Here is a 24,813-nt window from a genome sequence, read left to right as displayed (position 1 = left end):
TGGTCGCCGTCTTCTGTAGGGACCCGACAGTGGGGCCCCCGAGCCACTGTCGGTGCCCGAATGTCCGCACGCCGGGGCAGACCGATAGGTTTCGAAGGAAGCCGCCTGCCCTCCGGGTGCCGGGCGGGTGAGTTCAGACCGCTATGGAAAGGGTGATCCGTTGAGCCGCTCGGTTCTCGTCACCGGAGGCAACCGGGGCATCGGCCTCGCCATCGCCCGAGCTTTCGCCGAAGCCGGCGACAAGGTCGCGATCACGTACCGCTCGGGTGAGCCACCGGCCGCCCTGGCGGAACTGGGCTGCCTCGCCGTCAAGTGCGACATCACCGACACCGAGCAGGTGGAGCAGGCCTACAAGGAGATCGAGGACGCGCACGGTCCCGTCGAGATCCTGGTCGCCAACGCCGGCATCACCAAGGACCAGCTCCTGATGCGCATGTCCGAGGAGGACTTCACGTCCGTCCTCGACACCAACCTCACCGGCACCTTCCGCGTCGTCAAGCGCGCCAACCGCGCCATGCTGCGCGCCAAGAAGGGCCGTGTCGTCCTGATCTCGTCGGTCGTCGGACTGATGGGCGGCCCTGGCCAGGCCAACTACGCCGCCTCCAAGGCCGGTCTGGTCGGCTTCGCGCGCTCCCTCGCCCGTGAGCTGGGCTCGCGCAACATCACCTTCAACGTCGTCGCGCCCGGCTTCGTCGACACCGACATGACCAAGGTGCTCACCGACGAGCAGCGCGAGAACATCGTCAAGCAGGTGCCGCTCGGTCGTTACGCGCAGCCCGAGGAGATCGCCGCGACGGTGCGGTTCCTCGCCTCGGACGACGCCTCGTACATCACTGGAGCCGTCATCCCGGTTGACGGCGGACTGGGAATGGGTCACTGAACACCATGGCTGGAATCCTCGAGGGCAAGAAGATCCTCATCACCGGTGTGCTGATGGAGTCCTCCATCGCCTTCCACACCGCCAAGCTGGCCCAGGAGCAGGGCGCGGAGATCATCCTCACCGCGTGGCCGCGTCCGACCCTCACCGAGCGCATCGCCAAGAAGCTGCCCCGGCCGGAGAAGGTCAAGGTCCTGGAGCTCGACGTCTCCAACGACGAGCACCTGGCCCGCCTGGAGAGCCAGGTCCGTGAGCACCTCGGCGACCGGCTCGACGGTGTCGTGCACTCCATCGGCTTCGCGCCGCAGGACGCGCTCGGCGGCAACTTCCTGAACACGCCGTTCGAGTCCGTGGCCACCGCCATGCACGTCTCCGCGTTCTCGCTGAAGTCGCTGACCATGTCGCTGCTGCCGCTGATGACCGAGGGCGGTTCCGTCGTCGGCCTCACCTTCGACGCCCAGTTCGCCTGGCCGCAGTACGACTGGATGGGCCCGGCCAAGGCCGCCCTGGAGGCCACCAGCCGCTACATGGCCCGTGACCTGGGCAAGCACAACATCCGCTGCAACCTGATCTCGGCCGGTCCGATCGGCTCCATGGCCGCGAAGTCGATCCCCGGCTTCGCCGAACTGGCGTCGGTGTGGGACAGCCGCTCCCCGCTGGAGTGGAAGCTGGAGGACCCGGAGCCGGCCGGCAAGGGCGTCGTCGCCCTGCTGAGCGACTGGTTCCCGAAGACCACCGGCGAGATCGTCCACGTGGACGGCGGTCTGCACGCCATCGGAGCGTGACGCTGCCGCTGAGCCTCGGCCGACACTGAGGGGCCGCACCCGCTGTGAAGGGTGCGGCCCCTCAGCGCGTCCGCGCGGGGTAACCCGTTCGGCCTATCCGGCCGGGCGGGCAGGGCGCACAACTGGGCACTCTGGATTACGCGTTCACCACGCTTCCCTCCCCAGCACGGCCGAGGAGGTCCCCTTGTGCGCCTGTCCCGCAGCCTCGCCTCAGCAGCCGTCGCCGTAGCCCTCCTGCTGTCCCTGCCGCACGACGCATCACCGCACGCACACGTGGAGAGACCGAGGGCCGAGGAACCCGAGTTGTTCGGCGCCGCCTGCCACAGCAGGATCACCGGCTCCCATGTGACCGCGTACTGCCACAACCCGTATCCCGACGTCGACCGCGTCCGGCTGCACATCGAGTGCACCCGCTGGTGGGACGTCGACAGCGACGGTGCCCCGGTCGAGGCCGGGCCCGCGCAGACCGTACGTCTGGACGGCCGCTGCTGGAAGGAAGTCCGCTCGGTGTGGGTCAGCCACCAGAAGCGGTGAACCGGCCCGGCCGGCACAGGAACGGATAGCCCGCCGCCTCCGCCGCGGCCGTCTCCGCGTCGCCCGCGCGGATCGCGTCGACCAGCCGCGTGTGGTCCATGTACGTCTCCGGCGTCAGCTCCGCGCCGACGTCCTCGCGCAGCCAGTCCCGCAGCACCTCGCCCAGGTCCGCGTACATCGCCGACATCACGTCGTTGTGGGACGCCGCCACCACCGCCAGGTGGAAGGACGAGTCCGCCGTCACGAAGGCCTCCGCGTCACCCGACTCCCACGCCTCCTCGCGCCGTACGAGAAGCGCGTCGAGCTGCTTGAGGTCCTTCTCCGAACGCCGCTCGGCGGCCAGCCGCGCCGCGGAGGACTCCAGCGTGGCGCGGAGCTCGGCGATGTGCCGGGGATCGGCGTCGGCGAACCGGCGGTGCATCACACCGGCCAGCTCACTGGTCGCCACGACATAGGTGCCCGAGCCCTGGCGGATGTCCAGCAGACCGTTGTGCGCGAGCGCGCGGACGGCCTCGCGGACCGTGTTGCGGGCCACCCCGAGCTGCTCGACGAGCTCCGGTTCCGTCGGGATGCGCGAGCCGACCGGCCACTCGCCCGACGTGATCTGCTGCCGCAGCGCCGCGATGACCTGCTCGGACAGTGCCGATCGACGGGGATGGCTCAGAGGCATGGCACACCTTCGCATGGGATCGCCGACCCGGGGCAGCCGGGGGATGGACAACCAATCATCCCATGATTCTATGATGGGCGGCATGGCACGTGAGGAAACCCGGACGATGACGTCCCCGCACATCCGCAGCTCGGCGCCGAGCGAGCCCCCGGCGACCGCCACGCGCGCGTGGCCGGCACGGCTGCTCGTGCTCGGCATCGTCCTGGCCGCCGTCAACCTGCGCCCCGCCATCACCAGCCTCGGCGCCCTCCTGGAGGAGGTCCGCGACGGACTGGGCATGAGCGGGAGCATGGCCGGGCTCCTGACCTCCGTGCCCCCGCTCTGCTTCGCCTTCTTCGGTGTCATGGCCCCACGCCTGGCCCGCCGCTTCGGACCGGGAGCGGTGGTGTGCGCCGGCATGGTCGCCATCACGGCAGGCCTGCTCATACGGCCGTACACGGGCAGCACGGTCGGCTTCCTGGCCGCCAGCGCTCTCGCCCTCATGGGCATCGCGGTCAGCAACGTCCTGATGCCCGTCATCGTCAAGCGCTGGTTCCCGGACCGCGTCGGCACCATGACCGGCCTCTACTCGATGGCCCTCGCCCTGGGCACGGCGACCGCGGCCGCCGTCACCGTGCCGGTGACCGACAAACTGGGCGGCAGCTGGCAGACCGGGCTCGCGGTCTGGGCGGGGCTGGCCGCCGCGGCCGTACTGCCGTGGATCCCGTCGGTACGGCGGCGGGGGACGGCGTCCGCCACGGAGGCACCCGCGCGCGAGGAGCGGCCCGCGCTGCGCATCACCCGCAGCCGTACCGCCTGGGCGCTCGCCGTCTTCTTCGGGCTCCAGGCCACCGCCGCCTACATCACCATGGGCTGGATGGCGCAGATCTTCCGCGACGCGGGCGTGCCCGCGAGCACGGCCGGACTGCTGCTCGCCGTCACGATGGTGATGGGCGTACCGCTCGCCTTCGTCATCCCGCGCGTGGCCACCCGGCTGCCGCACCAGGGCCCGATCGTCCTCGTGCTCGGCGTCTGCGGCCTCGCCGGATACGCCGGCCTCTACTTCGCGCCCGCCTCCGGAGCCTGGGCCTGGGCCTTGCTGCTCGGCGTCTCCAACTGCGCCTTCCCGCTGGCCCTGACGATGGTCGGGATGCGGGCCAGGACCGGGGCCGGCGTCGCCCAGCTCTCCGCGTTCGCGCAGAGCACCGGCTATCTGATCTCCATCCCGGGCCCGCTCCTGGTCGGCGTGCTCTACCAGCACAGCGGCGGCTGGGGCCTGCCGATCGCCCTCATGGCCGCCCTGATGGTCCCGCAGATGGCCGTGGGCGTCCTCGCGGGACGCGACAGGACGGTCGAGGAAGAGGCGGCCCGCTGACGCCACCCCGGCGGATCCGATGCCGGTCGGAAGTGCGAGACTGGCCGCATGCCAGTGCTCGACCCGAACCCGCAGAACGGCCAGAAGAAGATGCTGCTCGTCTTCGGCGCGTTCCTCGCCATCTTCGTGATCATCGCCGTCATCGCGTCGATCGCCTCACCCTGAACCGGCGGGGGTGGGGCTAGCCCCACCATCCCCTAGGGGGCGAGTCTCAGGGTCAACTGGGTGGATCACCGGATGGGTTGAGAGCCCGCGATTCCGTAACTTCGAGATGTGACCGCGGCACAGCGGACCACCGGCCCACTCGAAGACGCGGAGGCAACCATGTCGGCCCCTACGCACACCCCGCCCCACCCGGCGACCCGGGGACGCGTCGACATCCGGCTGCCCTGGTGGGCCCTCGCCCTGCCGACGCTGGCCTTCATCACGCTGCTGGCGCTGATCCTGAACCCGTCCGACGCGCACGCCGCCGCGGACGATCCCCTGATCACCCAGCTCTTCGAGCGCATACAGCAGCTGGTCACGCGCTGAGCACCCCGGCGGCACCGGCTCTCGACCGCCTCCACACACCTGTGGGGCCGCCTGTCAACTCCCTGCGCCTTATGGCCTATTTCATGCGAAGCTGGGTCTCATGAGCGTCGCAGAATCCCGCAGGATCGTCCTCTTCCGGCATGCGAAAGCCGACTGGCCACAGGTGACCGACCACGAGCGGCCGCTCGCCGACCGGGGCCGCAAGGATGCCGCAGAAGCCGGACGCAGGCTGGCCGACACCGAGATCCCCATCGACCTGGCCTTGTGCTCCACCGCGGCCCGGACCCGCGAGACCTGGAAGCTCGCCGTGCACGAGTTCGCGCACCGGCCGAAAACCGTCTACGAGGAGCGGGTCTACGAGGCCTCACCCGGCGAGCTGATCGCCGTGCTCAACGAGACCCCGGACGACGCGCGGAACATCGTCCTGATCGGCCACAACCCGGGCGTGCAAGGCCTCGCCGACATCCTGGCCGGCTCGGCCGAGGGGGATGCCGGCGAGCGGATGAGCCGGCGCGGCTTCCCGGCCGCCGCCTTCGCCGTCCTGTCGTTCACCGGCCCCTGGAAGACGCTGGAGCCGGGCGCGGCCACGCTCCTGGACTACTGGGCACCGTCCGAATGATCCGACCGATGTGAGAACCCTGTGAAAGGGCCCGGCACCGTCACGGTGCCGGGCCCTTCTCACGCGGTGCGACGCCCGCCGTACGCGACGGCTCAGTCGATGTCGTCGTGGGTGTCCGCCGCCTCGACCTCTTCGCGGGTCACACCCAGCAGATACAGGACGGTGTCCAGGAAGGGCACGTTCACCGCGGTGTGCGCCGCCTCCCGGACCACCGGCTTGGCGTTGAAGGCGACCCCGAGGCCGGCCGCGTTGAGCATGTCCAGGTCGTTGGCACCGTCACCGATGGCCACGGTCTGCGCCAGCGGCACCCCCGCCTCGGCGGCGAACCGGCGCAGCAGTCGCGCCTTGCCCGCCCGGTCCACGATCTCGCCGGTGACCCGGCCGGTCAGCTTCCCGTCGACGATCTCCAGGGTGTTGGCCTGGGCGAAGTCCAGCCCGAGGCGCTCCTTGAGGTCGTCGGTGACCTGGGTGAATCCGCCCGAGACGACACCGACTTGGTAGCCGAGGCGCTTGAGCGTACGGATGAGGGTGCGGGCGCCGGGGGTCAGCCGCACCTCGGTGCGCACCTTGTCCACGACCGAGGCGTCGAGCCCTTCGAGGAGGGCCACACGCGCGTGCAGCGACTGCTCGAAGTCCAGCTCCCCGCGCATCGCGGCCGCCGTCACCTCGGCGACCTTGTCCTCGCAGCCGGCGTGCGCGGCGAAGAGCTCGATGACCTCGTCCTGGATGAGCGTCGAGTCGACGTCCATGACGACGAGCCGCTGCGCGCGCCGGTGCAGCCCGGCCGCGACGACGGCGACGTCCACGCCGAGCGCGGCGGCGTCGGTCACCAATGCGGTCCGCAGGGGCTCGGTCTCCACACCGGACACCGCGAACTCGACCGCGGTCACCGGGTACTTGGCCAGCCGGAAGATACGGTCGATGTTGCCGCCGGCCTTGGTGATCCGCGCGGCGGTCGCGGCGGTCGCCTCCGCGGTGAGCGGGTGTCCGAGCACGGTGACGAGGGAGCGGCCGAGGCCACGGGGCCGGTTGTCGCCCAGGCCGGAGATGATCTCGGCCTGCATCTTCATCGACTCCGCCCAGCTGTGGACGGTCTTGCGCAGGTCGCCCTCCAACCCGCGCGGCGGCTCGGTCACGAGCGCGCACAGCACCATGCGGCCACGGGTGACGACCTGCTCGATGTCGACCACGTCGACGGAGTAGGCGGCGAGAGTGTCGAAGAGTCCGGCAGTGATGCCCGGCCTGTCCTTGCCGAAGATCTTGACGAGCAGAGTGGGGACGTCGGAGGTCTGCGAAGCGCTCATGGTGTACCCACCGTATCCGGCACCCAGTGCCTTCCGCCCCTGAGGTCCGCCTGACGGACAGGGAACACTGAGCGTCGCTCAAGTGGCGGGGGCCTTACGCGGTGGCTACGGCTCTATGGGCACATGTCGGGAGACCGGACCGACGGATACCGGCCACGTGGTCGGCGCGCCGGGGACCGAGGACGACGGAGACCAGGGGTGCAGCGGGCGCCTCGCCCCGCTGCCGCGCCCCCGAAACGCCTTCACCGACCGTCCTCGCCCGCATCACCGCGCCCGGATCACCTCCGCCCCTTCGGCTTCCCCGGCGGGGGAGGGGGCGGCGGTGGCGGCGGACCGTCGTCGGGCGTGGACGGCTCGCGCCCCGGGGGCATACGCCGGGGCGGCGGCTCGATCGGACGCACCACAGTGGGAGCGCCGTACAGGTCGTCACCGGCCGGCGGCGACTCGTCGTCACCCCCAGGCGGCGGCCCACCGCTCGCACCCCCGGCGGACGGATCCACCTCACCCCGCCAGACACCCTCACCGGGCCGCGCCCCTCGCCCAGGCGGCGCGCTCGAGGACGGGCGCCCCCGCCCCGGAGGAGGCGCCCCGGGCCGCCAGGCGCTCTCGCCCGGCCGACCCCCGGGACCGCCAGGCGCTTCCGAGGGGGAGCGGCCTTGCCCCGGGGGGCGTGTCCCGGCCCGCCAGGCGCCCTCGGTCGGTTGTGCGTTCTGTCCTGGTCGCCAGTTGCTCTCGCCAGGTGGAGCCACTTGCCCTGGCGGTGGTTCCGAGGGGGAGCGGCCTTGCCCCGGGGGGCGTGTCCTGGGCTGCCAGGCGCCCTCGGTCGGTTGTGCGTTCTGTCCTGGTCGCCGGCTGCTCTCGCCGGGCGGAGCCCCCTGTCCCGGCGGTGGTCCCGAAGGTGAGTAGCCCTGCCCGGGGGGAGGCGTCCCCGGCTGCCTGCCACCCTCAGCGGACTGTGCCCCTCGCCCCGGCGGCGCCCCGCCCGGTGGCCGCCCGCGTCGGGGCGGTCGCGCGTCGGACGGTCGCGCGTCCTCCGGTCCCCGCAGCTCGTCCGGCATCCGCAGGTACGGATTGGTCGCGGGGTTCGGCGGCCGGTACGGCGCACCCGGCGCGTACGGCCCGGACTCGCCACCCGCAGGCGTCGCCTCGGCCTCGCCACCGCGCGGCGCGCCCCGGGAACCACCCGCATAAGGATCTGCCCCCGACGCCCCCGCGTACGGATCCGCCCCCGACGCCCCCGCATACGGCGCCCCCCGCGAAGGCCCCCCATGCGGCGCCGACCCGGGCTCGCCCGGATACCGCCCGGGCGGTCGCGGATACGCCTCGGCCCCGCCCGCATACGGCGGCTGCCGCCCGGCGTCCGGCCCCCCGTTCCCCGGAGCCCCGCCCACGCCACTCAGTGCCAGCGGTGCCGCACGGTTCCCCGCCGCCCCGGTCGCACGGGCGAGCAGTGCCCCGACGGCGCCCGCGCCCGCTCCCCACAGGGCGCCGAGAAGCAGTGCCATGCCGAGCTGCCCGTGCAGTTCGATGCCGGCGCCGAACGCGTCGAAGCCCAGCACCGACAGCGAGGCGTTCACGGACACCTCCGTCATCCAGGCGAGCAACGGCAACGTCAACGCCGTCACGACCCCCAGCCGCAACGCACAGCGCCCGGCGAAACCGAGGGCGCCCGGATCCCGTACCTGCGCACTCCCCGCGCCGCCCCCGGAGCCTCGTACGCCCGTCAACCCCCCGAGAGCACCCCCGGCCTGCGCCGACCCAGGGACAGGTACCCCCACCGGCGTCCGCACCGCCGTCAGCACCCCCGCCAGCAGCAGCATCATCGCCGCCGCGACCCCCAGCAGCCACACCCGTCCGTCCAGCTCCGCGAGGCGCGACAGCGACACGGACTGGTCGCGCTCGGAGCTCAGGAGGTCGTCCAGGGGGTCCGGGAGGAAGCCGGCCAGCGGGCCGGTCGCCCGGCCGTCCCACGGCACGAACAGGCCGATCGGGATGCCCAGCCACGTGCCGTTGGGCGTGCCCAGCAGCGCCGCGCCCGCGATCCGCTTCGGGTGATCGTCGCTGATCGACGCGTACGCCGCCGCCGCGAGCCCCGCCGCCACGGCGACCAGCAGGACGGTCACGAGGGCGGACACCGCCGGGCGTACGACGCGATGCACCGCTTCCCAGCCGCGGGGCAACGGCGTGCGGCGCGAGGCGAGGAGCGCGATCAGCAGGACGCCGGCCGACCAGACCAGGCCCCCGAGCAGCGTCGGCACCGTGTCCACCGTGAAGCCGACCGCCGCCTTCGCGTCGACCAGGTCGCCGATCTGGTCCGGGAGCAGTCCGCCGATGTCCCCGACATCGCCGAGTCCCGGGATCTCCAGACCCCCGCCCCCTCCTCCGCCGCCGGGCAGCTCGTCGAGACCGAGCGCGCTGCCGTCGATCGTGATGACGTCGTGACCCGCCCAGGCCAGCCCGCCCAGCGTGGCCACGAAGAGCGCGACCACCGCACCCGCGCGCGCGAGGAGTTCGGCCGGTGCGACGACAACTCCGGCCGCCCGTAAGGACCGTAGAAAAAACCATGACAAAAGGAGCGCGCCGACCAGACTGACGCCCAGTGGCGTGATCTCGATGGCCGTCGCCGCCTCCGCGCCCGTCAGCCCGAAAGCGGACACGTCGCCGGACGGTGTCACCGCACCACCCGCCCCGAGCGCCACCACCGCCGCGGTCATCGGGCCCAGCGATGCCGCCGAGTCGGCCTCCAGCAGGTGCAGGCCGAGCGCGGCGACGCCCGCCATCCCGATCAACGCCCAGCTCACGGCGGCGATCGCGGACAGCAGGATGTCTCCCCACGGCACCTTCGAGCCGTGCTTGGTGGTGTCGACGCTCATGGACGCACTCATGGCAGACCCCCCGATCCGCGGATGCGGCGATCGCCGCGCATGTCCCCCTCGCGTGGATTACCACTCTCCGGGTCGGTTTCAACCCCGTCAACGGAACCGGTCGAAGCGTGTGTGCGTGGTCTTCACGAGGCCCGGCTTTCGGTCAGGGGGCAGAGCCTGAAATAGTTCCCGACGATGTTCGACATCCCTAGACTCCCTGTGTTGGGGGTAACTCGGGGGACTACTCATGGGGCATGGAGTGCCGGAACTCGTACTGGAATTGAATGGACGTACCTGGACGCTAGACGCGTCCAGGCCCTACACCCTCGGACGCGATCCGCAGGGTGACATCGTGCTCGACGACGCCAGGGTGTCCTGGAGGCACGCCACTATCAGCTGGAGCGGCCGTAGTTGGGTCATCGAGGACCACGGCTCCACCAACGGCACCTTCGTGCAGGGCCAGCGGATCCACCAGCTGGAGCTCGGCCCCGGCTCGGCGGTACATCTGGGCAACGCGACCGACGGCCCGCGGGTGAGCCTCTCCGGCACCGCGGCCCCGGCCGCGCAGCCTCAGCAGCAGCCGTACGCCGCCCAGGGCGCTCAGGGCGGGGGCGCTCAGGCCGCTCCGGCCGCGAACCCGGGCTGGGCCCAGCAGACACCGCAGCACCAGCAGGCCCCGCAGGCCGGCTGGCAGCAGCCGCAGCAGCAGCCCTCTGTCGGGAAGGTTCCGCAGCAGCAGGGTCCCGGCGTCGGCGCGGGGGCGCCGCCGGTCTACGGCGACCGCAGCCCGACCACGTTCCACCAGTTCTCGATCGGCCGCGTGATGCGGATCGGTCGTGCCCTGGAGAACGAACTGGTCGTCTCCGACCTGCAGGTCTCCCGTCACCACGCCGAGTTCCACTCGACGCCCGACGGGCGCATGGAGATCCGCGACCTCGGCTCGCACAACGGCACCTACGTCAACGGTCAGCCGATCGCCAAGGGCGGCTCGATCCTGCTCGGCCCGACGGACATCGTCGGTGTCGGTCACTCGACGTTCCGGATCGTGGGCGACCGCCTCGAGGAGTTCGTCGACACCGGTGAGGTCTCCTTCTCGGCCCGCCATCTGACCGTCACGGTCGACGGCGGCAAGCAGATCCTCAAGGACGTCTCCTTCGGCGTCCCGGAGAAGTCGCTGATCGCGGTCATCGGACCGTCCGGTTCCGGCAAGTCGACGCTGCTCAAGGCGCTGACGGGCTACCGGCCCGCCAACCAGGGCGACGTCCTCTACGACAACCGGAACCTGTACAAGCAGTTCGCCGAGCTGCGCCAGCGCATCGGTCTGGTCCCGCAGGACGACATCCTGCACAAGGAACTGACCGTCAAGAAGGCCCTCAAGTACGCGGCCAAGCTCCGCTTCCCCGCCGACACCACCGGCGCCGAGCGCGACGCCCGTATCGACGAGGTACTGCGCGAGCTGAAGCTGGACATCCACAAGGAGAAGAAGGTCACCTCCCTCTCCGGTGGCCAGCGCAAGCGTGTCTCCGTGGCCCTGGAGCTGCTCACCAAGCCGTCGCTGATCTTCCTGGACGAGCCCACCTCGGGCCTCGACCCGGGCATGGACCGCGACGTCATGCAGCTGCTGCGCGGCCTCGCCGACGACGGCCGTACCGTCCTCGTCGTCACCCACTCGGTGGCCGAGCTGGCGATCTGCGACAAGCTCCTCGTGATGGCTCCCGGCGGTGCGGTCGCCTACTTCGGCCCGCCCGAGGAGGCGCTGAACTTCTTCGGCTACGACACCTGGGCCGACGTCTTCTCCGCCTTCGAGAACTACCGCGACTACGACTGGGCCGGACGCTGGAAGGGCTCGCAGCACTACCAGATGTACGCCGCGGACATCGACGCCGTTGCGCCGCAGTCCGTACAGATGCCGCCGATGCAGGCGATGCGGCCACCGAAACCACAGGGCTGGATGTCCCAGTTCAGCACTCTCGTGCGCCGGTACACCTCGGTGATCGCCTCCGACAAGGGCTTCCTGGCCCTGTCGATCATCCTGCCGCTCGTCCTCGGCTCGGTGAGCCTGCTCATCGACTCCGGCAAGGACCTCCTGGTCAACACGGAGATCAACCCGAACACCGGCAAGCCTGTCGCCAACAGCACGGCTCTCACCGTCCTGCTGATCCTCGCGGTGGGCGCCTGCTTCGCCGGCGCCGCCAACTCCGTCCGTGAGCTGATCAAGGAACGGGTCATCTACGAACGGGAGCGCGCGACCGGCCTGTCCCGGTCCGCGTACCTGATGTCCAAGGTGTTCGTGCTCGGCGTGATCACCGTGCTCCAGGGCCTGATGGTGGGCCTCATCGGCTTCACCAGCCGCACGGTCCCGAAGGAGGGCCTGCTCCCGGGCGTCCCGATCCTGCTGGAGCTGTGCATCCCGATCATGGCGCTGGGCTTCACCGCCATGATGTTCGGCCTGATCATCTCGGCCCTGGTGAAGACCGCCGAGAAGACCATGCCGCTGCTGGTCATGTTCGCGATCGTCCAGGTCGTCTTCACCGGCTGTCTGTTCCCGCTGGCCAACTCGGTCGGCGTCAATGAGCTTTCGTACCTGATGCCGTCGCGCTGGGCGGTCGCGGCCGCGGGTGCCACGCTCGACTTCAACCGGATCAGCCCGCCCGCCAAGGGCGACAGCAACGACCCGCTGTGGGAGAACACCCTCGGCGCCTGGGGCATGGACATGGCCGCCCTGATCGTCCTCGGCGTGATCTGCGGCTTCTTCGTGGCCCGCTTCCTGCGCCGCCACGAGCCCGAGGTGATGCGCAAGTAACCGCGTCCGTACGACGGTGAAGGGCGGCACCCCGGTGGGGGTGCCGCCCTTCGGCGTGCTTCGCCTACGCAGGCGTACGAGAGGTCCGCGCGACCTCAGTACGCGCCGTTGACGTTGTCGATCGAGCCGTACTTGTCGGCGGCGTAGTTGGCGCTGGCGACGATGTTGGCGACCGGGTCGTACTGGCTGAAGGGGGTGCCGGAGACGTGGTACGCGTCGAAGGTCGGCTTGATGATCTGGAGCAGGCCGATCGACGGGGTTCCGTTGATGGCGTTGATGTCCCAGTTGTTGATGGCGTTCGGGTTGCCCGAGGACTCCCGGATGATGTTGCGGTGCAGGCCGTTGTAGGTACCCGGGATGCCCTTGGACTTCATGATGTCCAGGGACTCCTTGATCCAGCCGTCGAGGTTGTTGGCGTAGGTCTTCGCGGCGACAGGCTTGACCGCGGCACGCTTGGCGGACCGGCTCGCGGCCGCCTTCGCCTTGCGCTCCTGCTCGGCCTTCTTCTTGGCCGCGGCCTCGGCGGCCGCCTTCTTCTTCGCGGCGGCTTCGGCGGCGGCCTTCTTCGCAGCGGCCTTCTTCGCAGCGGCGGCCTGGCTCTGCAGGTTGGTCTCGGCGAGCTGCTCGGTCACGTCCGACTGGAGACCCTTGAGCTGCTCGGAGCTGTACGCGACCTTGGCCGAGGACGCGGCCTCGCTCGTGGTCGTCTCCGCGTTGCTGGGAACCGCGGAGAACGCGAGGGCGGCGGCGCCGAGCGTGGCGATACCGGCGATGGCGACCTTGTGGCGCTTGGTCAGCGCGCGACTGTGGCTCTTCTTGGACATGCGGATGGACCTCTTCGAATAGCGCGGAGGTCGCTCTTCGTCCGGCGGGGGACACCGGTGCTTCCGGCACCCGGTACTTCCGGCACGAACGCCGCGGGCGGAACCCGCGGCGCTGAGCGACGGCTGCCATTCTTAGCGGCCGCAAAATTGTGTGGCAAAGGTGTGACGTACGATCCCGGGTAGTGGATCGGGGAAGGGCAAATCGGGACAGACAGGAACGTCTTTCCCGCTCACCGGGGGCCGGTTTATCTCCTATGCCCCTTCGTACGTGATGTGCGCCCTATGCGCGGGCTCACATCGGGGGCGTAACAGTCTCACCGGCAGTTGCGCCAGCAATGCTCTGTGTGAGGGCCCTCCTCCGGGAGGAGGAGATGCACGTCCCCGAACTCGTGCCACAGGTACAGCCCGCGCAGCGCCTCCGCGTAGGCGCGATCGATCGCCGCCCGCCCGGCCACCGCCTCCAGCATCAGCAGATGCGACGCCTCCGGCTCGTGCAGCCCGGTCAGCAGCCCGTCCACCGCACGCACCCCGCGCTCCGGGGTCACCACGAGATCCGTCCACCCCGCACGCGCGCGTACCGCCCCGTCGGCGCCGGCCGCCGACTCCACGGCCCGGACGGCGGTCGTCCCGACGGCGATCACCCGGCCGTCCCCCGCCTTCACGGCGTTGATCAGCCGCGCCGACGCCTCCGGCACCGCGAACCGCTCCGGATACGGCGCCTCGTGCACCTCCCCCGAAGCGACCCCGGTATGCAGCGTCACCGGCGCGAACTGCACCCCCCGGCTCACCAGCTCCGCCACCAGCCGCGCCGTGAAGGGCCGAGCGGCACTCGGCATCTCCGCACTGCCGGTCCCGTCGGGGGAGGGCAGCGCGAACACCGTCTGATAGACGGAGAGGGGCTGGTCGCGCTCGGTGTAGGAGTAACGGATCGGCCGCCCGTACTCCCGCAACAGCCCGACGATCCGGGCTCCGCCCCCGGCCTCCGGCACCCGCGCCCACCACAGCCGCCCGCTCGCCGCGCTCAGCGGCTCCTCCAGCCGCAGCCGCACACCCCCGGGCAACCGCACCTCCGTACCCGCGGGGCCGCCCGCACGCGCACGCGTGGTGCCCCGCTCGTCGGGGTCCCGCAGCTCGACCGCCCACCGGCCGTCGTCCCCGCGCGTGGAGAAGTGCGCCACCACGCGCGTGTGCCCGATCTGCCCGTCCACGGCCGCGGCGAGCGTCGGCGACGTGTTGACGACGAGCAGGTCCCCGGCCCGCAGCAACCGCGGCAGCTCCGTGAAGGCGCGGTGCGACACCTCGGTGCCGCGCGACACGAGCAGCCGTACGGCGTCCCGGTCCAGCCCCGGCCCACGCTGTTCGACCGGGATCCGGGCGGACAGCTCCTCCGGGACGTGCAGGGCTGTGGTCATCGCCCCTCCACCAGCGCGGGCGCGGTGTACCGGCCGCTCGCCGGCCGCTCGTCCAGCAGCCGCAGAAAGCCGGGGACCACGTCGGCCGGGTCGGGCCGTGGCTCGTCGTCGTCCGGTACGGCCGCCGCGTACAGCGCCGTGGCCATGTCCCCGGGATCGACCGCCCAGACCCGCAGCCCGGGTTCCTCCTCGCCCAGCACCGCCACGAGGTGGTCCAGGGCCGCCTTCGACGCCCCGTAGCCGCCCCAGGTCTCGTAGGCCTCGGCGGCCGCGTCCGAGCTGACCGCGATCACCGCCCCGGCAGACGCACGCAGCAGCGGCAGCGCCTCCTGGACCAGGCCCAGCGCGGCCACGACGTTCACTTCCAACGCCCGCCGCAGCCCCTCCAGGGGCAACTCGTCCAGCCGTACGAGCGGCTCGGCGCCCAGCGCGCTGGCATTGCTCACCACCAGATCGACCCCGCCGAACCGCCACGCGGCCGCGACCAGCCCGGCCCGGTGCCCGGCGTCCGTCACGTCCCCCGGCAGTGCCGCCACGCGCACGCCGTACTTCTCCAGCCCCTCGGCCGCCTCCCGAAGGGCCTGCGCGCCTCTGGCGTCGAGCACCAGATCCCAGCCGCGCGCGGCCAGCGCCTCGGCGAGCGCCCGCCCCAGCCCCTTCGAGGCCCCCGTGATGATCGCTACCGACATGACCACGTCCCCTCGCCGTTCTCGACGCCTTCCGATCGGCGTGATCTCACCGTAGGAACCGGACCGCCCCGGCCGCGTCGGACGCGGGTCGCGAGACGGTGGGGCCCTTTGCCCTAGGCCCACCGCCCTAGGCGGCCGCCGCCACAGGTCCGATACGGACTGTCACACCCCGCCGGTACCGTGAGGACATGAGTCAAGGACCCAGGTCCGGCCTGGCGGCGGTGAGTTCCGCGCTGCTGGCCATGAGCAGGCATCTCGAGGTGCGCGACGTCCTCAAGACGATCGTCGCCTCGGCGCGCGAGCTGCTCGACGCGCAGTACGCGGCGCTCGGTGTCCCGGACGACCACGGAGGCTTCGCCCAGTTCGTGGTCGACGGCGTCAGCGACCAGCAGTGGAAGGCCATCGGCCCGCTCCCGCGCCAGCACGGCATCCTCGCCGCGATGCTGCAGGAGGCGAAGGTCGAGCGCCTCGCCGACGTGCGCAAGGACCCCCGCTTCGAGGGCTGGCCCTCGGCCCACCCCGACATGTCCGACTTCCTCGGCCTGCCCATCCGCGACGGCGACGAGGTCATCGGCGCCCTCTTCCTGGCCAACAAGAACTGCCCGAAACCGGACGGCAGCTGCGGCTTCACCGCGGAGGACGAGGAACTGCTCTCCATCCTCGCCCAGCACGCCGCGATCGCCCTGACCAACGCCCGGCTGTACGAGCGCAGCCGCGAACTGACCATCGCCGAGGAACGCTCCCGCCTGGCGCACGAACTGCACGACGCGGTCGCCCAGAAACTCTTCTCCCTGCGCCTCACCGCACAGGCCGCCGCAGCCCTCGTCGACCGTGACCCCTCGCGCGCCAAGGGCGAGCTGCAGCAGGTCGCCGCGCTCGCCGCCGAAGCCGCCGACGAACTGCGCGCCGCCGTCGTGGAGCTGCGCCCCGCGGCCCTCGACGAGGACGGCCTCATCGCCACCCTCCGCACCCAGGTCCACGTCCTCGACCGCGCCCACACCGCACACGTGACCTTCGACAGCTGTGGCGTCCGCGCCCTGCCCGCCTCCCAGGAGGAGGCCGTCCTGCGGGTCGCCCAGGAGGCCCTGCACAACGCCCTGCGGCACTCCGGTGCCGAACAGGTCGACGTGACACTGGCCCGGCGCGACGGCGGAGTCGTGCTGCGGGTCACCGACGACGGCAGCGGCTTCGACCCGCAGCAGACCCGGCGCGCGGGCCGTCACCTCGGACTGGTCTCCATGCGGGACCGGGCCGGCGGGGTCGGCGGCGCGCTGACCGTGGAATCGGCGCCCGGCAAGGGCACCACGATCGAGATGGAGGTTCCTGGTGGCTGACGCAATCAAGGTGCTGCTCGTCGACGACCACCAGGTGGTCCGCCGCGGACTGCGTACCTTCCTCGAGGTGCAGGACGACATCGAGGTCGTCGGCGAGGCCGCCGACGGCGCCGAAGGAGTCGCCCGCGCCGAGGAACTCCAACCCGACGTCGTCCTCATGGACGTCAAGATGCCGGGCATGGACGGCGTCGACGCGCTGCGCAAGCTCCGCGAACTGAACAACCCCGCGCGCGTGCTGATCGTCACCAGCTTCACCGAACAGCGCACGGTGGTCCCGGCGCTGCGCGCGGGCGCCGCGGGGTACGTCTACAAGGACGTCGACCCCGACGCCCTCGCCGGAGCCATCCGCTCCGTCCACGCCGGGCACATCCTGCTCCAGCCGGAGGTCGCGGGCGCCCTGCTCTCCCAGGAGGAGGCCAACAACGGCCAGGGAAGAGGCGGCTCGCTCACGGAACGCGAGCGGGAGGTCCTGAGCCTGATCGCGGACGGCCGCTCGAACCGCGAGATCGCCCGTGCCCTCGTCCTGTCCGAGAAGACCGTCAAGACCCATGTCTCGAACATCCTGATGAAACTCGACCTGGCGGATCGCACACAGGCCGCACTGTGGGCGGTACGTCATGGAGTGACCGGTTGATCCATGGGGCGCACGGCAACACGGAGGGTTCCGCTCCGGACTGAGATTCATACCGTCGTGGGAATGTCCCCCGGATGGCGCATCCTTCGTGGATCTCCACCGTTCTCCAGTGCGTGCTGCGGCGACTGCCGCGGCAATCGCTAGGAGGGGCTCAGAAGTGAAGAACCTGAAGAAGGTAGCGGCCGTGACGATGGTGGCCGGCGGGCTGGTCGCCGCCGGTGCCGGTATGGCCTCCGCCACCGACGGCTCGCACGCCGACGGCAAGGCCGTCGGCTCGCCCGGCGTCATCTCGGGCAACCTCGTCCAGGCCCCGGTGCACGTTCCGGTGAACGCGGTCGGCAACAGCGTGAACGTCATCGGTGTGCTGAACCCGGCGTTCGGCAACCTGGGCATCAACCGCTGACCTCCGCCACGGAGCGGCAGTGACCTCCGGCCTCCCAGGCACTCACTCCTGGGGGGCCGGTCAGTTTGTCGGCCCAATGATCCGAACGGGCAGTCGCGGTCCACTTTCCGTACCGTTCCCCCACGCTTCCGCGTTGATCAGCGCACGACCCGCGGCCGGGTCGGATACGCAAACGCAGGAGGAACGCTTCTTATGAACATCGCCAAGAAGGCTGCCGTGGCCCTCACCGTCGCCGGTATCGCCACGGGTGCCGCTGCCGGTGCCGCTGTCGCCGACGCGGGTGCCGACGGCGCGGCCGTGAAGTCGCCGGGCGTCGCCTCGGGCAACCTGGTCCAGGTTCCCGTCCACGTCCCCGTCAACGTCGTCGGCAACGCGGTCGACGTCATCGGCCTGCTCAACCCGGCCTTCGGCAACCAGGGCGCGAACGACTGACGTCGGTTCTGAACCTACGAGGGGCTCCGCGAATCAAGGGCGATTCGCGGAGCCCTTTGTCGTGTTGCGCCTCAGGTTGCTCGGCCCAGTCCGCGACCAGCCGTGCACGCACCCCGCCGCACCCGCTACCGCACGCCCCGCTCCCGCTCCTCCACATACGCGTTGTACGCAGCCACCTGCGCCCGCCGAGCCGTCCGCTCGACCGGCCGCAACGCCTCGGCGCGCGCCGCCATCTCACCGGCGCTCACCGCACCGCCAGGCCCCTTCTCGTAGGCCACGGAGATCAACAACCCCACCCGCTGCGCGAGCTCCAGCACCCGCACCGCCCGAGGCGGATACCCCGGCGCAAGCACCTCCCGCCCCCGCTCGGACCGAGCCCGGTACGCGTCGATCGCCGCCGCGGCCACCGGCCCCGACCCGGCCACGTCCAGCCGCGTCAGAACATCCGTCGCCTCCCGCAACGCCTCCGCGAGCTCCCGCTCGGCCTCGCCCAGGGACGGCACATCCGCGGGCGGCGCCTCCCGCACCGGAAGCACCTGCCACACCACCTCGACATGCACATCACCGGACGGCCCGGCCTCGTACACCTCCGGCACCAACCCGAGCGCGGCCCCGTGGCAGATCACCGCCTCCTCGGCCTCCAACGCCCGCGCGTTGAACTCCGGCGGCCCGCTCAGTCCGAGCGGATGTCCGGGCGCCGGCAGCGCGATGCGCAACCCCGTCACCCCGAGCGTCCGCAGCCGCCCGAGCGCGAGTGTGAGACCGACGGGCGAGGACTCGCCCGGCAGCCCCTCCACCCGGTGCACGGCGTCCTCACCCACCATCGCGAGCACGGCGTCGTCAGGCGACACAAGTCCGGCAAGAAGGCCATTTCCCCAAGCGGCGAGGCGTCCAGAGCGTGGTTCCGAGAGCATGCCCCCACCCTAAGGACCGGACCGATGGAATGGACCGGCCGGCCGGTGGCGTAGATTTCGTTGAGGGCTGCGCTCAAACGCGCACGCGACAGCCGAGACGCCGAGACCGGTCAGACAGCAAGGGGAGACAACGCGCTCATGAGCGATGTTCTGGAGCTTGAGGACGTATCCGTGGTCCGTGAGGGCCGGGCTCTGGTGGACCAGGTCTCCTGGTCGGTCAAGGAGGGCGAGCGCTGGGTCATCCTCGGCCCCAACGGCGCCGGCAAGACCACCCTCCTGAACGTCGCCTCCAGCTACCTCTACCCCACCAAGGGCACCGCGACGATCCTCGGCGAGACCCTCGGCAAGCCCGGCACCGACGTCTTCGAGCTCCGCCCGCGCATCGGCGTGGCCGGCATCGCCATGGCCGACAAGCTCCCCAAGCGCCAGACCGTCCTGGAGACCGTGCTGACGGCCGCGTACGGCATGACGGCCACCTGGCAGGAGGACTACGACGAGATCGACGAGCAGCGCGCCCGCGCCTTCCTCGACCGTCTCGGCATGAGCGACTACCTGGAGCGCAAGTTCGGCACGCTCTCCGAGGGCGAGCGCAAGCGCACCCTGATCGCCCGCGCCCTGATGACCGACCCCGAACTGCTGCTCCTCGACGAGCCCGCCGCCGGCCTCGACCTCGGCGGCCGCGAGGACCTCGTACGCCGACTCGGCCGCCTCGCCCGCGACCCGATCGCCCCCTCGATGCTGATGGTCACCCACCACGTCGAGGAGATCGCCCCCGGCTTCACCCACGTCCTCATGATCCGTCAGGGCCAGGTCCTCGCCGCGGGTCCGCTGGAGCTCGAACTCACCTCTCGCAACCTCTCCCTCTGCTTCGGCCTCCCGCTCGTCGTCGAGCAGGTCGGCGAGCGCTGGACCGCACAGGGCCTGCCGCTGTCCTGAGCCCTTCTCACCTTCGCAGCAAGGGAGTTCACGGGTAAGAACCCCGTGCAGACCCGCACTGCGCCCTGTCCGCGGCGGGACCTGCGCAACTACCATGACCACGTGAACGACATCGACGCATGGGTGTGGTGGCTCATCGGCGCGGCAGGGCTGGGCATCCCGCTCGTGGTCACAGCCATGCCGGAGTTCGGAATGCTCGCCGTCGGCGCCGTCGCGGCCGCGATCACGGCCGGACTCGGCTTCGACATGGTGGTCCAGGTACTCGTCTTCGCCGTCGTCTCGGTGGCCCTCATCGCCGTCGTACGACCCGTCGCGGCGAGGCATCGCGCACAACGGCCCCAACTCGCCACAGGTATCGAGGCGTTGAAGGGAAAGCAGGCCGTAGTACTGGAGCGCGTCGACGGCACCGGCGGCGGCCGGATCAAGCTCGCCGGAGAGGTCTGGTCGGCCCGCGCTCTCGACACCGACCACGCCTACGAAGTAGGCCAGGAAGTGGACGTCGTGGATATCGAGGGGGCCACGGCGATCATCATGTGACCTCGCACGATGCAAGTGGCGCGAACACCCCACGAGGCACACGACGGTCTGTCAGACTCGACCAGCAAGATCTTCAACAACCATAAGATCTTCCGAAAGCGCCGAGGCGGAGAGAGGTACGGGGAAGCGACGATGGAACCGGTCATCATCGTTTTGATCATTCTGGTGGTGTTGGTCTTCATCGCCTTGATCAAGACCATCCAAGTCATCCCACAGGCCAGCGCCGCGATCGTCGAGCGCTTTGGCCGCTACACGCGGACACTCAACGCGGGCCTCAACATCGTCGTCCCGTTCATCGACACCATCCGCAACCGCATCGACCTGCGCGAACAGGTCGTTCCGTTCCCGCCGCAGCCGGTGATCACCCAGGACAACCTGGTCGTCAACATCGACACGGTCATCTACTACCAGGTGACCGACGCGAGGGCCGCGACCTACGAAGTCGCCAGCTACATCCAGGCAATTGAGCAGCTGACGGTCACCACGCTCCGCAACATCATCGGCGGCATGGACCTCGAACGCACCCTGACCTCCCGCGAGGAGATCAACGCGGCCCTGCGCGGCGTCCTCGACGAGGCGACGGGCAAGTGGGGCATCCGGGTCAACCGCGTGGAGCTGAAGGCCATCGAGCCCCCGACCTCCATCCAGGACTCGATGGAGAAGCAGATGCGCGCCGACCGGGACAAGCGCGCCGCGATTCTCACGGCGGAGGGCACGCGCCAGGCGGCCATCCTCACCGCCGAGGGTGAGAAGCAGTCCCAGATCCTGCGCGCGGAAGGTGAGGCCAAGGCCGCGGCCCTGCGCGCAGAGGGCGAAGCCCAGGCCGTCCGCACGGTCTTCGAGGCCATCCACGCCGGCGACCCCGACCAGAAGCTCCTCTCCTACCAGTACCTCCAGATGCTCCCCAAGATCGCCGAAGGCGACGCCAACAAGCTCTGGATCGTCCCCAGCGAAATCGGCGACGCCCTCAAGGGCCTCTCCGGCGCCATGGGCAACTTCGGCAACCTGGGCGGCGGTTCAGGAGGCGGCAGCCAGGGCAACGGCGGATCGGAACGCCGGGAGAAGCCGTCGATCGACTGACGCGGAAGTCGTTGTACGACCATGGGGGCCGCCTTCTTGAGAAGGCGGCCCCCATACGCACCCCAGGGGCGCGGGCAGACGCTCAGGCGCTACGCAGCATCCCGAGCCAACCAGTCAGGCAGTGCCTGAAACTCCTCGGTCCCCAGCGACAGCAGCATCGCATCCGCAGGACTGGGCTCGAACGGCGCCCGCAGCAACGGCATACCCGCCTGCTCCGGAGTCCGGTCTGCCTTACGGTGATTGTCCTCCGCGCAGGAAGCCACCGTGTTCAGCCAGGAGTCCTGACCGCCCTGCGCCCTCGGCACCACGTGGTCCACCGTCGTCGCCCTGCGCCCGCAGTACGCGCACCGGTGCCGGTCCCTGACCAGCACACCCCGCCTGGACCACGGCGCTTGTCTTCGGAAGGGCACCCTCACGTACCTGCACAGCCTGATCACCCGGGGCGCCGGTATGTCGACCGCGGCTCCGCGCATACGCAGTTCGGGGTGGGACTGCTCGACGACGGCCTTGTCCTGAAGCACCAGAACGACGGCTCGGTTCAACGTCACCGTCGACAGCGGCTCGAAGCTCGCGTTCAGTACCAGCGTGTCCCGCATGACCAGCCCACCTCCCGTGTGCACCCGCCCACCCCTCGGCGGACTGGGATCAACTCTGGCCGGGCACGCCGAGATGGACAACGAAATAAAAAGTGCCCGCCCCTGATCACTTCCAAGACCAGGGGCGGGCAAACGTTCCGTGAACGGTGGGCTTGTTCAGCTCTGTTCGGGGATCTCGTACTCACCGATCAGCTGCGCACGCGCGATCGTGTGGAACCTCAGATTGAAGCCCACGTAGGCGGGAGAGGCGTCGGCATCCGGCCCGAGCTTCTCCTGGTCGACCGCGTACACCGTGAAGACGTACCGGTGCGGTCCGTCCCCGGGAGGCGGCGCGGCCCCACCGAAGTCCTTGCTGCCGTAGTCGTTACGTGCCTGTACGGCACCCTCGGGCAGCCCTTCGAACTTGCCGCTGCCCGCGCCCACCGGCAGCTCGGTCACCGAGGCCGGGATGTCGAACAGCACCCAGTGCCAGAACCCGCTGCCCGTCGGCGCGTCGGGGTCGTAGCAGGTCACGGCGAAGCTCTTGGTCTCCGGCGGGAAGCCCTCCCACCGCAGCTGCGGCGAGGTGTTGCCTGCCGCGTACACCTGGGCTTCCTTGAGCGTCGCCCCTTCCTCGATGTCCTCGCTCGTCACCGTGAACGACGGGACGGGCGGGTGGAAGTCATGGGGGAGAGGCCGCCGCTTCAGTTCGGTCACCTCGGTACCTCCTGCTCGATCAACGGAATCAGCAGTTCCGAGCCTAGAACCAGTTGCGCTTGCTGCCGACCTCGGACAGCCACTGGTTGAGGTAAGCCGCCCAGTCGGTGCTCTGGTGGTCGTGCAGACCCACCTGGAAGGAACGGAACGTGTCGCTGCCCTCGCTGAAGAGCCCCGGCTTCTTGTCCATCTCGAGCACGACGTCCATCGCGTTCTGATCGGCCACGAAGCTCAGCTCGACCTGGTTGATACCGCGGTACTGCTGCGGCGGGAAGAACTCGATCTCCTGGTAGAACGGCAGCTTCTGCCGCGTACCCCGGATGTGACCGCGCTCCATGTCCGCGTTCTTGAACCGGAAGCCCAGCTGGATGAAGGCGTCGAGGATCGCCTTCTGCGCGGGCAGCGGGTGCACATTGATCGGGTCCAGGTCACCGGAGTCCACCGCACGCGCGATCTCCAGCTCCGTGGTCACACCGATGTGCATACCGCGCAGCGGCTGACCGTCGATCGTCGTGATCGGCGTCTCCCACGGGATCTCAAGCCCGAACTGCACCGCGTGCACGGCGTTCGCCTTCAGCTCGAAGGCACCGCCGAGTCGCTGCTTGGTGAACTCGATGTCCTGCTTGTACTCCTGGTCGCCGCTCTCGACCTCGACCTTGGCCTGCAGCCCGACCGACAGCCCCTCGATCTGCTGGTCCACGGACCCACCCTGGATCCGCACCTCGCCCTGGACGACACCACCCGGAACGACATTGCCCTCGGTCAGCACCGTCTCGACCGAAGCCCCGCCGGCCCCCAGGCTCGCGAGCAGCTTCTTGAACGCCATGACTCTCCCTCTTACGTCGTCCTGCTTCTTGTGCGTGGATCCTTGATCCATACAAACGCGATCCGGCCGTGGCCGGTTCCGCGTCCTCACCCTTGCAAGGCGAACGCCCCCTGACCACCCCGTGGCAGCCACCCGTCTGCACTACCCTCGGACGGCATGATCGCGACCCCCGACCGTACGCCCCTCCCGCGCGAGTTCTTCGACCGACCCGTGCTGGAAGTCGCCCCCGACCTCCTGGGCCGCATCCTCGTACGCACCACCCCGGACGGTCCGATCGCCCTCCGCCTTACAGAGGTGGAGGCCTACGACGGTCAGAACGACCCCGGCTCCCACGCCTATCGCGGCCGCACGGCCCGCAACGACGTGATGTTCGGCCCGCCCGGTCATGTGTACGTCTACTTCACCTACGGCATGTGGCACTGCATGAACCTGGTGTGCGGTCCGGACGGCAGGGCGAGCGCGGTCCTGCTCCGCGCCGGCGAGATCGTCGAGGGCGCCGAGCTCGCCCGTAAACGTCGACTCTCGGCCCGAAATGACAAGGAACTGGCCAAAGGCCCCGCACGCCTGGCCACCGCACTGGACGTGGCCCGCCCCCTGGACGGCACGGACGCGTGCGCCGTGGACAACACCCCGCTGAGGGTCCTTGCCGGTACCCCGATCGCCCCCGACCAGGTACGCAACGGTCCCCGCACCGGGGTGTCCGGCGACGGGGGTGTTCACCCCTGGCGCTTCTGGGTCGCCAACGACCCGACGGTGAGCCCTTATCGGGCCCATACGCCGAGGCGTCGCTCAAGTTGACGCGCCCTTGCGGGGTGCGTAATGTAGCCCGAGCCGCTTGAACCGGGTACTGCGATCGTCAGCAGCCGGAGGCGGCCAAACCACTACCTACGACTTCCTCTCAGCGAGGGTCAATTCGGCGTGCCTGCATGCCTGAATTCAAACTCGCGGAACTCGATTATGAGTTGCCGAGCGGATGGGCTAACGTAGTGAATGTCGAAAGGCCGACAGGCGAAAGCCCAAAACCTCTAGACAATCCCAACCGATAGGGAATCGGACGCCGAAAGGGTCTGATAGAGTCGGAAACGCAAGACCGAAGGGAAAAGCCCGGAGGAAAGCCCGAGAGGGTGAGTACAAAGGAAGCGTCCGTTCCTTGAGAACT

At 70.2% G+C, this 24,813-nt stretch carries 25 protein-coding genes and 1 pseudogene; 16 read left to right on the top strand and 10 right to left on the bottom strand.

Annotated features, from left to right (window positions below; translation table 11 throughout):
* The first annotated feature begins 160 nt into the window (after positions 1-160).
* The 3 genes from fabG (at position 161) to ACIOHP_RS15405 (ending at position 2,196) form a co-directional block, all read left to right on the top strand.
* Positions 161-880, top strand: a complete 720-nt coding sequence (fabG, locus tag ACIOHP_RS15415) for a 3-oxoacyl-[acyl-carrier-protein] reductase (RefSeq protein ID WP_266894307.1) — start codon at positions 161-163, stop codon at positions 878-880.
* Positions 881-885: 5 nt separating this feature from the next.
* Complete coding sequence (gene fabI, locus ACIOHP_RS15410; RefSeq protein WP_266829110.1) at positions 886-1,662, top strand: enoyl-ACP reductase FabI; 777 nt, start codon at positions 886-888, stop codon at positions 1,660-1,662.
* Positions 1,663-1,848: 186 nt separating this feature from the next.
* Positions 1,849-2,196, top strand: coding sequence for a hypothetical protein (locus ACIOHP_RS15405; RefSeq protein WP_401887615.1), 348 nt, complete (start codon positions 1,849-1,851; stop codon positions 2,194-2,196).
* On the opposite strand, the gene ACIOHP_RS15400 is transcribed toward ACIOHP_RS15405, so the two are convergent.
* Positions 2,177-2,866, bottom strand: coding sequence for a FadR/GntR family transcriptional regulator (locus ACIOHP_RS15400; RefSeq protein ID WP_361560602.1), 690 nt, complete (start codon positions 2,864-2,866; stop codon positions 2,177-2,179). The genes ACIOHP_RS15405 and ACIOHP_RS15400 overlap by 20 nt on opposite strands.
* A gap of 70 nt (positions 2,867-2,936) precedes the next feature.
* Between ACIOHP_RS15400 and ACIOHP_RS15395 the strand changes: the two genes are divergently transcribed.
* The 4 genes from ACIOHP_RS15395 (at position 2,937) to ACIOHP_RS15380 (ending at position 5,370) form a co-directional block, all read left to right on the top strand.
* Entirely contained in the window at positions 2,937-4,220 is a 1,284-nt protein-coding gene (locus ACIOHP_RS15395) for a CynX/NimT family MFS transporter (protein ID WP_401887612.1), read from the top strand.
* A gap of 48 nt (positions 4,221-4,268) precedes the next feature.
* Entirely contained in the window at positions 4,269-4,385 is a 117-nt protein-coding gene (locus ACIOHP_RS15390) for an SGM_5486 family transporter-associated protein (RefSeq protein ID WP_266829118.1), read from the top strand.
* A 159-nt stretch (positions 4,386-4,544) separates the two neighbouring features.
* On the top strand, positions 4,545-4,751 hold the full coding sequence (locus ACIOHP_RS15385) for a hypothetical protein (protein WP_046257754.1): 207 nt from the start codon (positions 4,545-4,547) through the stop codon (positions 4,749-4,751).
* A gap of 100 nt (positions 4,752-4,851) precedes the next feature.
* Positions 4,852-5,370 carry a SixA phosphatase family protein gene (locus ACIOHP_RS15380; protein WP_401887608.1) on the top strand — a complete coding sequence of 173 codons (519 nt, stop codon included), beginning with the start codon at positions 4,852-4,854 and terminating at the stop codon, positions 5,368-5,370.
* 92 nt (positions 5,371-5,462) lie between these two features.
* On the opposite strand, the gene serB is transcribed toward ACIOHP_RS15380, so the two are convergent.
* Together serB and ACIOHP_RS15370 are read right to left on the bottom strand one after the other, a co-directional pair.
* Positions 5,463-6,674 (bottom strand): phosphoserine phosphatase SerB, encoded by a 1,212-nt coding sequence (gene serB / locus ACIOHP_RS15375; RefSeq protein WP_266894319.1) that lies wholly within the window; start codon positions 6,672-6,674, stop codon positions 5,463-5,465.
* A 1,015-nt stretch (positions 6,675-7,689) separates the two neighbouring features.
* Positions 7,690-9,559, bottom strand: a pseudogene (locus tag ACIOHP_RS15370) (streptophobe family protein); the annotation flags it as partial.
* A gap of 238 nt (positions 9,560-9,797) precedes the next feature.
* Between ACIOHP_RS15370 and ACIOHP_RS15365 the strand changes: the two are divergent.
* Positions 9,798-12,341 carry an FHA domain-containing protein gene (locus ACIOHP_RS15365; protein WP_401888380.1) on the top strand — a complete coding sequence of 848 codons (2,544 nt, stop codon included), beginning with the start codon at positions 9,798-9,800 and terminating at the stop codon, positions 12,339-12,341.
* A 95-nt stretch (positions 12,342-12,436) separates the two neighbouring features.
* Here ACIOHP_RS15365 and ACIOHP_RS15360 read toward each other — a convergent pair whose 3' ends face one another.
* The 3 genes from ACIOHP_RS15360 to ACIOHP_RS15350 form a co-directional block, all read right to left on the bottom strand.
* Positions 12,437-13,165, bottom strand: coding sequence for a transglycosylase SLT domain-containing protein (locus tag ACIOHP_RS15360; RefSeq protein ID WP_401887606.1), 729 nt, complete (start codon positions 13,163-13,165; stop codon positions 12,437-12,439).
* 314 nt (positions 13,166-13,479) lie between these two features.
* A complete protein-coding gene (locus ACIOHP_RS15355; protein ID WP_401887604.1) occupies positions 13,480-14,577 on the bottom strand; it encodes an S-adenosylmethionine:tRNA ribosyltransferase-isomerase in 1,098 nt (365 codons plus the stop codon).
* Entirely contained in the window at positions 14,574-15,266 is a 693-nt protein-coding gene (locus ACIOHP_RS15350) for an SDR family NAD(P)-dependent oxidoreductase (protein WP_401887602.1), read from the bottom strand. The genes ACIOHP_RS15355 and ACIOHP_RS15350 overlap by 4 nt, the downstream gene beginning before the upstream one ends.
* Before the next feature lie 188 nt (positions 15,267-15,454).
* On the opposite strand from ACIOHP_RS15350, the gene ACIOHP_RS15345 reads away from it, so the two are divergent.
* The 4 genes from ACIOHP_RS15345 to ACIOHP_RS15330 all read left to right on the top strand — a co-directional run bounded on the left by ACIOHP_RS15345 (position 15,455) and on the right by ACIOHP_RS15330 (position 18,069).
* Complete coding sequence (locus tag ACIOHP_RS15345; protein WP_361487600.1) at positions 15,455-16,600, top strand: GAF domain-containing sensor histidine kinase; 1,146 nt, start codon at positions 15,455-15,457, stop codon at positions 16,598-16,600.
* Complete coding sequence (locus ACIOHP_RS15340; RefSeq protein WP_361487598.1) at positions 16,593-17,234, top strand: response regulator transcription factor; 642 nt, start codon at positions 16,593-16,595, stop codon at positions 17,232-17,234. Before ACIOHP_RS15345 ends, ACIOHP_RS15340 begins: the two co-directional genes overlap by 8 nt.
* Positions 17,235-17,391: 157 nt before the next feature.
* A complete protein-coding gene (chpE, locus tag ACIOHP_RS15335; protein ID WP_307032609.1) occupies positions 17,392-17,637 on the top strand; it encodes a chaplin ChpE in 246 nt (81 codons plus the stop codon).
* A gap of 192 nt (positions 17,638-17,829) precedes the next feature.
* On the top strand, positions 17,830-18,069 hold the full coding sequence (locus tag ACIOHP_RS15330; protein WP_361487595.1) for a chaplin family protein: 240 nt from the start codon (positions 17,830-17,832) through the stop codon (positions 18,067-18,069).
* Positions 18,070-18,194: 125 nt separating this feature from the next.
* Here the strand turns inward: ACIOHP_RS15330 and ACIOHP_RS15325 are convergent, their stop codons facing one another.
* Positions 18,195-18,983, bottom strand: coding sequence for a hypothetical protein (locus tag ACIOHP_RS15325; protein WP_401887598.1), 789 nt, complete (start codon positions 18,981-18,983; stop codon positions 18,195-18,197).
* A 138-nt stretch (positions 18,984-19,121) separates the two neighbouring features.
* On the opposite strand from ACIOHP_RS15325, the gene ACIOHP_RS15320 reads away from it, so the two are divergent.
* The 3 genes from ACIOHP_RS15320 (at position 19,122) to ACIOHP_RS15310 (ending at position 21,536) form a co-directional block, all read left to right on the top strand.
* Positions 19,122-19,919: an ABC transporter ATP-binding protein gene (locus tag ACIOHP_RS15320; RefSeq protein WP_307032614.1), complete on the top strand. Its 798-nt coding sequence runs from the start codon at positions 19,122-19,124 to the stop codon at positions 19,917-19,919.
* Between the two features lie 102 nt (positions 19,920-20,021).
* Positions 20,022-20,456, top strand: a complete 435-nt coding sequence (locus ACIOHP_RS15315; RefSeq protein ID WP_361560629.1) for an NfeD family protein — start codon at positions 20,022-20,024, stop codon at positions 20,454-20,456.
* 132 nt (positions 20,457-20,588) lie between these two features.
* Positions 20,589-21,536 (top strand): SPFH domain-containing protein, encoded by a 948-nt coding sequence (locus ACIOHP_RS15310; protein WP_361560631.1) that lies wholly within the window; start codon positions 20,589-20,591, stop codon positions 21,534-21,536.
* Positions 21,537-21,625: 89 nt separating this feature from the next.
* On the opposite strand, the gene ACIOHP_RS15305 is transcribed toward ACIOHP_RS15310, so the two are convergent.
* From ACIOHP_RS15305 to ACIOHP_RS15295, 3 genes are all read right to left on the bottom strand, one after another.
* A complete protein-coding gene (locus tag ACIOHP_RS15305) occupies positions 21,626-22,132 on the bottom strand; it encodes an HNH endonuclease (RefSeq protein ID WP_171146632.1) in 507 nt (168 codons plus the stop codon).
* Positions 22,133-22,288: 156 nt separating this feature from the next.
* Entirely contained in the window at positions 22,289-22,828 is a 540-nt protein-coding gene (locus tag ACIOHP_RS15300) for a YbhB/YbcL family Raf kinase inhibitor-like protein (RefSeq protein WP_307032620.1), read from the bottom strand.
* Positions 22,829-22,871: 43 nt separating this feature from the next.
* On the bottom strand, positions 22,872-23,654 hold the full coding sequence (locus ACIOHP_RS15295; protein WP_361487582.1) for a sporulation protein: 783 nt from the start codon (positions 23,652-23,654) through the stop codon (positions 22,872-22,874).
* Positions 23,655-23,810: 156 nt separating this feature from the next.
* On the opposite strand from ACIOHP_RS15295, the gene ACIOHP_RS15290 reads away from it, so the two are divergent.
* Positions 23,811-24,452 carry a DNA-3-methyladenine glycosylase gene (locus tag ACIOHP_RS15290; RefSeq protein ID WP_401887592.1) on the top strand — a complete coding sequence of 214 codons (642 nt, stop codon included), beginning with the start codon at positions 23,811-23,813 and terminating at the stop codon, positions 24,450-24,452.
* The last annotated feature ends 361 nt before the right edge of the window (positions 24,453-24,813 follow it).

The organism is Streptomyces sp. NPDC087859, assembly GCF_044742595.1.
Classification (GTDB): domain Bacteria; phylum Actinomycetota; class Actinomycetes; order Streptomycetales; family Streptomycetaceae; genus Streptomyces; species Streptomyces canus_F.
The sequence above is the reverse complement of the archived record's forward strand: the minus strand, read 5'-3'. Positions and strand labels throughout refer to the sequence as shown.

What these genes read in the sequence shown, in the direction of transcription:
- fabI (WP_266829110.1), top strand. Translation starts at nt 886, where the DNA reads ATGGCTGGAATCCTCGAGGGCAAGAAGATCCTCATCACCGGTGTGCTG.
- ACIOHP_RS15400 (WP_361560602.1), bottom strand. Translation starts at nt 2,866, where the DNA reads ATGCCTCTGAGCCATCCCCGTCGATCGGCACTGTCCGAGCAGGTCATC.
- ACIOHP_RS15395 (WP_401887612.1), top strand. Translation starts at nt 2,937, where the DNA reads ATGATGGGCGGCATGGCACGTGAGGAAACCCGGACGATGACGTCCCCG.
- ACIOHP_RS15390 (WP_266829118.1), top strand. Translation starts at nt 4,269, where the DNA reads ATGCCAGTGCTCGACCCGAACCCGCAGAACGGCCAGAAGAAGATGCTG.
- ACIOHP_RS15385 (WP_046257754.1), top strand. Translation starts at nt 4,545, where the DNA reads ATGTCGGCCCCTACGCACACCCCGCCCCACCCGGCGACCCGGGGACGC.
- ACIOHP_RS15380 (WP_401887608.1), top strand. Translation starts at nt 4,852, where the DNA reads ATGAGCGTCGCAGAATCCCGCAGGATCGTCCTCTTCCGGCATGCGAAA.
- serB (WP_266894319.1), bottom strand. Translation starts at nt 6,674, where the DNA reads ATGAGCGCTTCGCAGACCTCCGACGTCCCCACTCTGCTCGTCAAGATC.
- ACIOHP_RS15360 (WP_401887606.1), bottom strand. Translation starts at nt 13,165, where the DNA reads ATGTCCAAGAAGAGCCACAGTCGCGCGCTGACCAAGCGCCACAAGGTC.
- ACIOHP_RS15355 (WP_401887604.1), bottom strand. Translation starts at nt 14,577, where the DNA reads ATGACCACAGCCCTGCACGTCCCGGAGGAGCTGTCCGCCCGGATCCCG.
- ACIOHP_RS15350 (WP_401887602.1), bottom strand. Translation starts at nt 15,266, where the DNA reads ATGTCGGTAGCGATCATCACGGGGGCCTCGAAGGGGCTGGGGCGGGCG.
- ACIOHP_RS15345 (WP_361487600.1), top strand. Translation starts at nt 15,455, where the DNA reads ATGAGTCAAGGACCCAGGTCCGGCCTGGCGGCGGTGAGTTCCGCGCTG.
- ACIOHP_RS15330 (WP_361487595.1), top strand. Translation starts at nt 17,830, where the DNA reads ATGAACATCGCCAAGAAGGCTGCCGTGGCCCTCACCGTCGCCGGTATC.
- ACIOHP_RS15325 (WP_401887598.1), bottom strand. Translation starts at nt 18,983, where the DNA reads ATGCTCTCGGAACCACGCTCTGGACGCCTCGCCGCTTGGGGAAATGGC.
- ACIOHP_RS15320 (WP_307032614.1), top strand. Translation starts at nt 19,122, where the DNA reads ATGAGCGATGTTCTGGAGCTTGAGGACGTATCCGTGGTCCGTGAGGGC.
- ACIOHP_RS15310 (WP_361560631.1), top strand. Translation starts at nt 20,589, where the DNA reads ATGGAACCGGTCATCATCGTTTTGATCATTCTGGTGGTGTTGGTCTTC.
- ACIOHP_RS15305 (WP_171146632.1), bottom strand. Translation starts at nt 22,132, where the DNA reads ATGCGGGACACGCTGGTACTGAACGCGAGCTTCGAGCCGCTGTCGACG.
- ACIOHP_RS15295 (WP_361487582.1), bottom strand. Translation starts at nt 23,654, where the DNA reads ATGGCGTTCAAGAAGCTGCTCGCGAGCCTGGGGGCCGGCGGGGCTTCG.
- ACIOHP_RS15290 (WP_401887592.1), top strand. Translation starts at nt 23,811, where the DNA reads ATGATCGCGACCCCCGACCGTACGCCCCTCCCGCGCGAGTTCTTCGAC.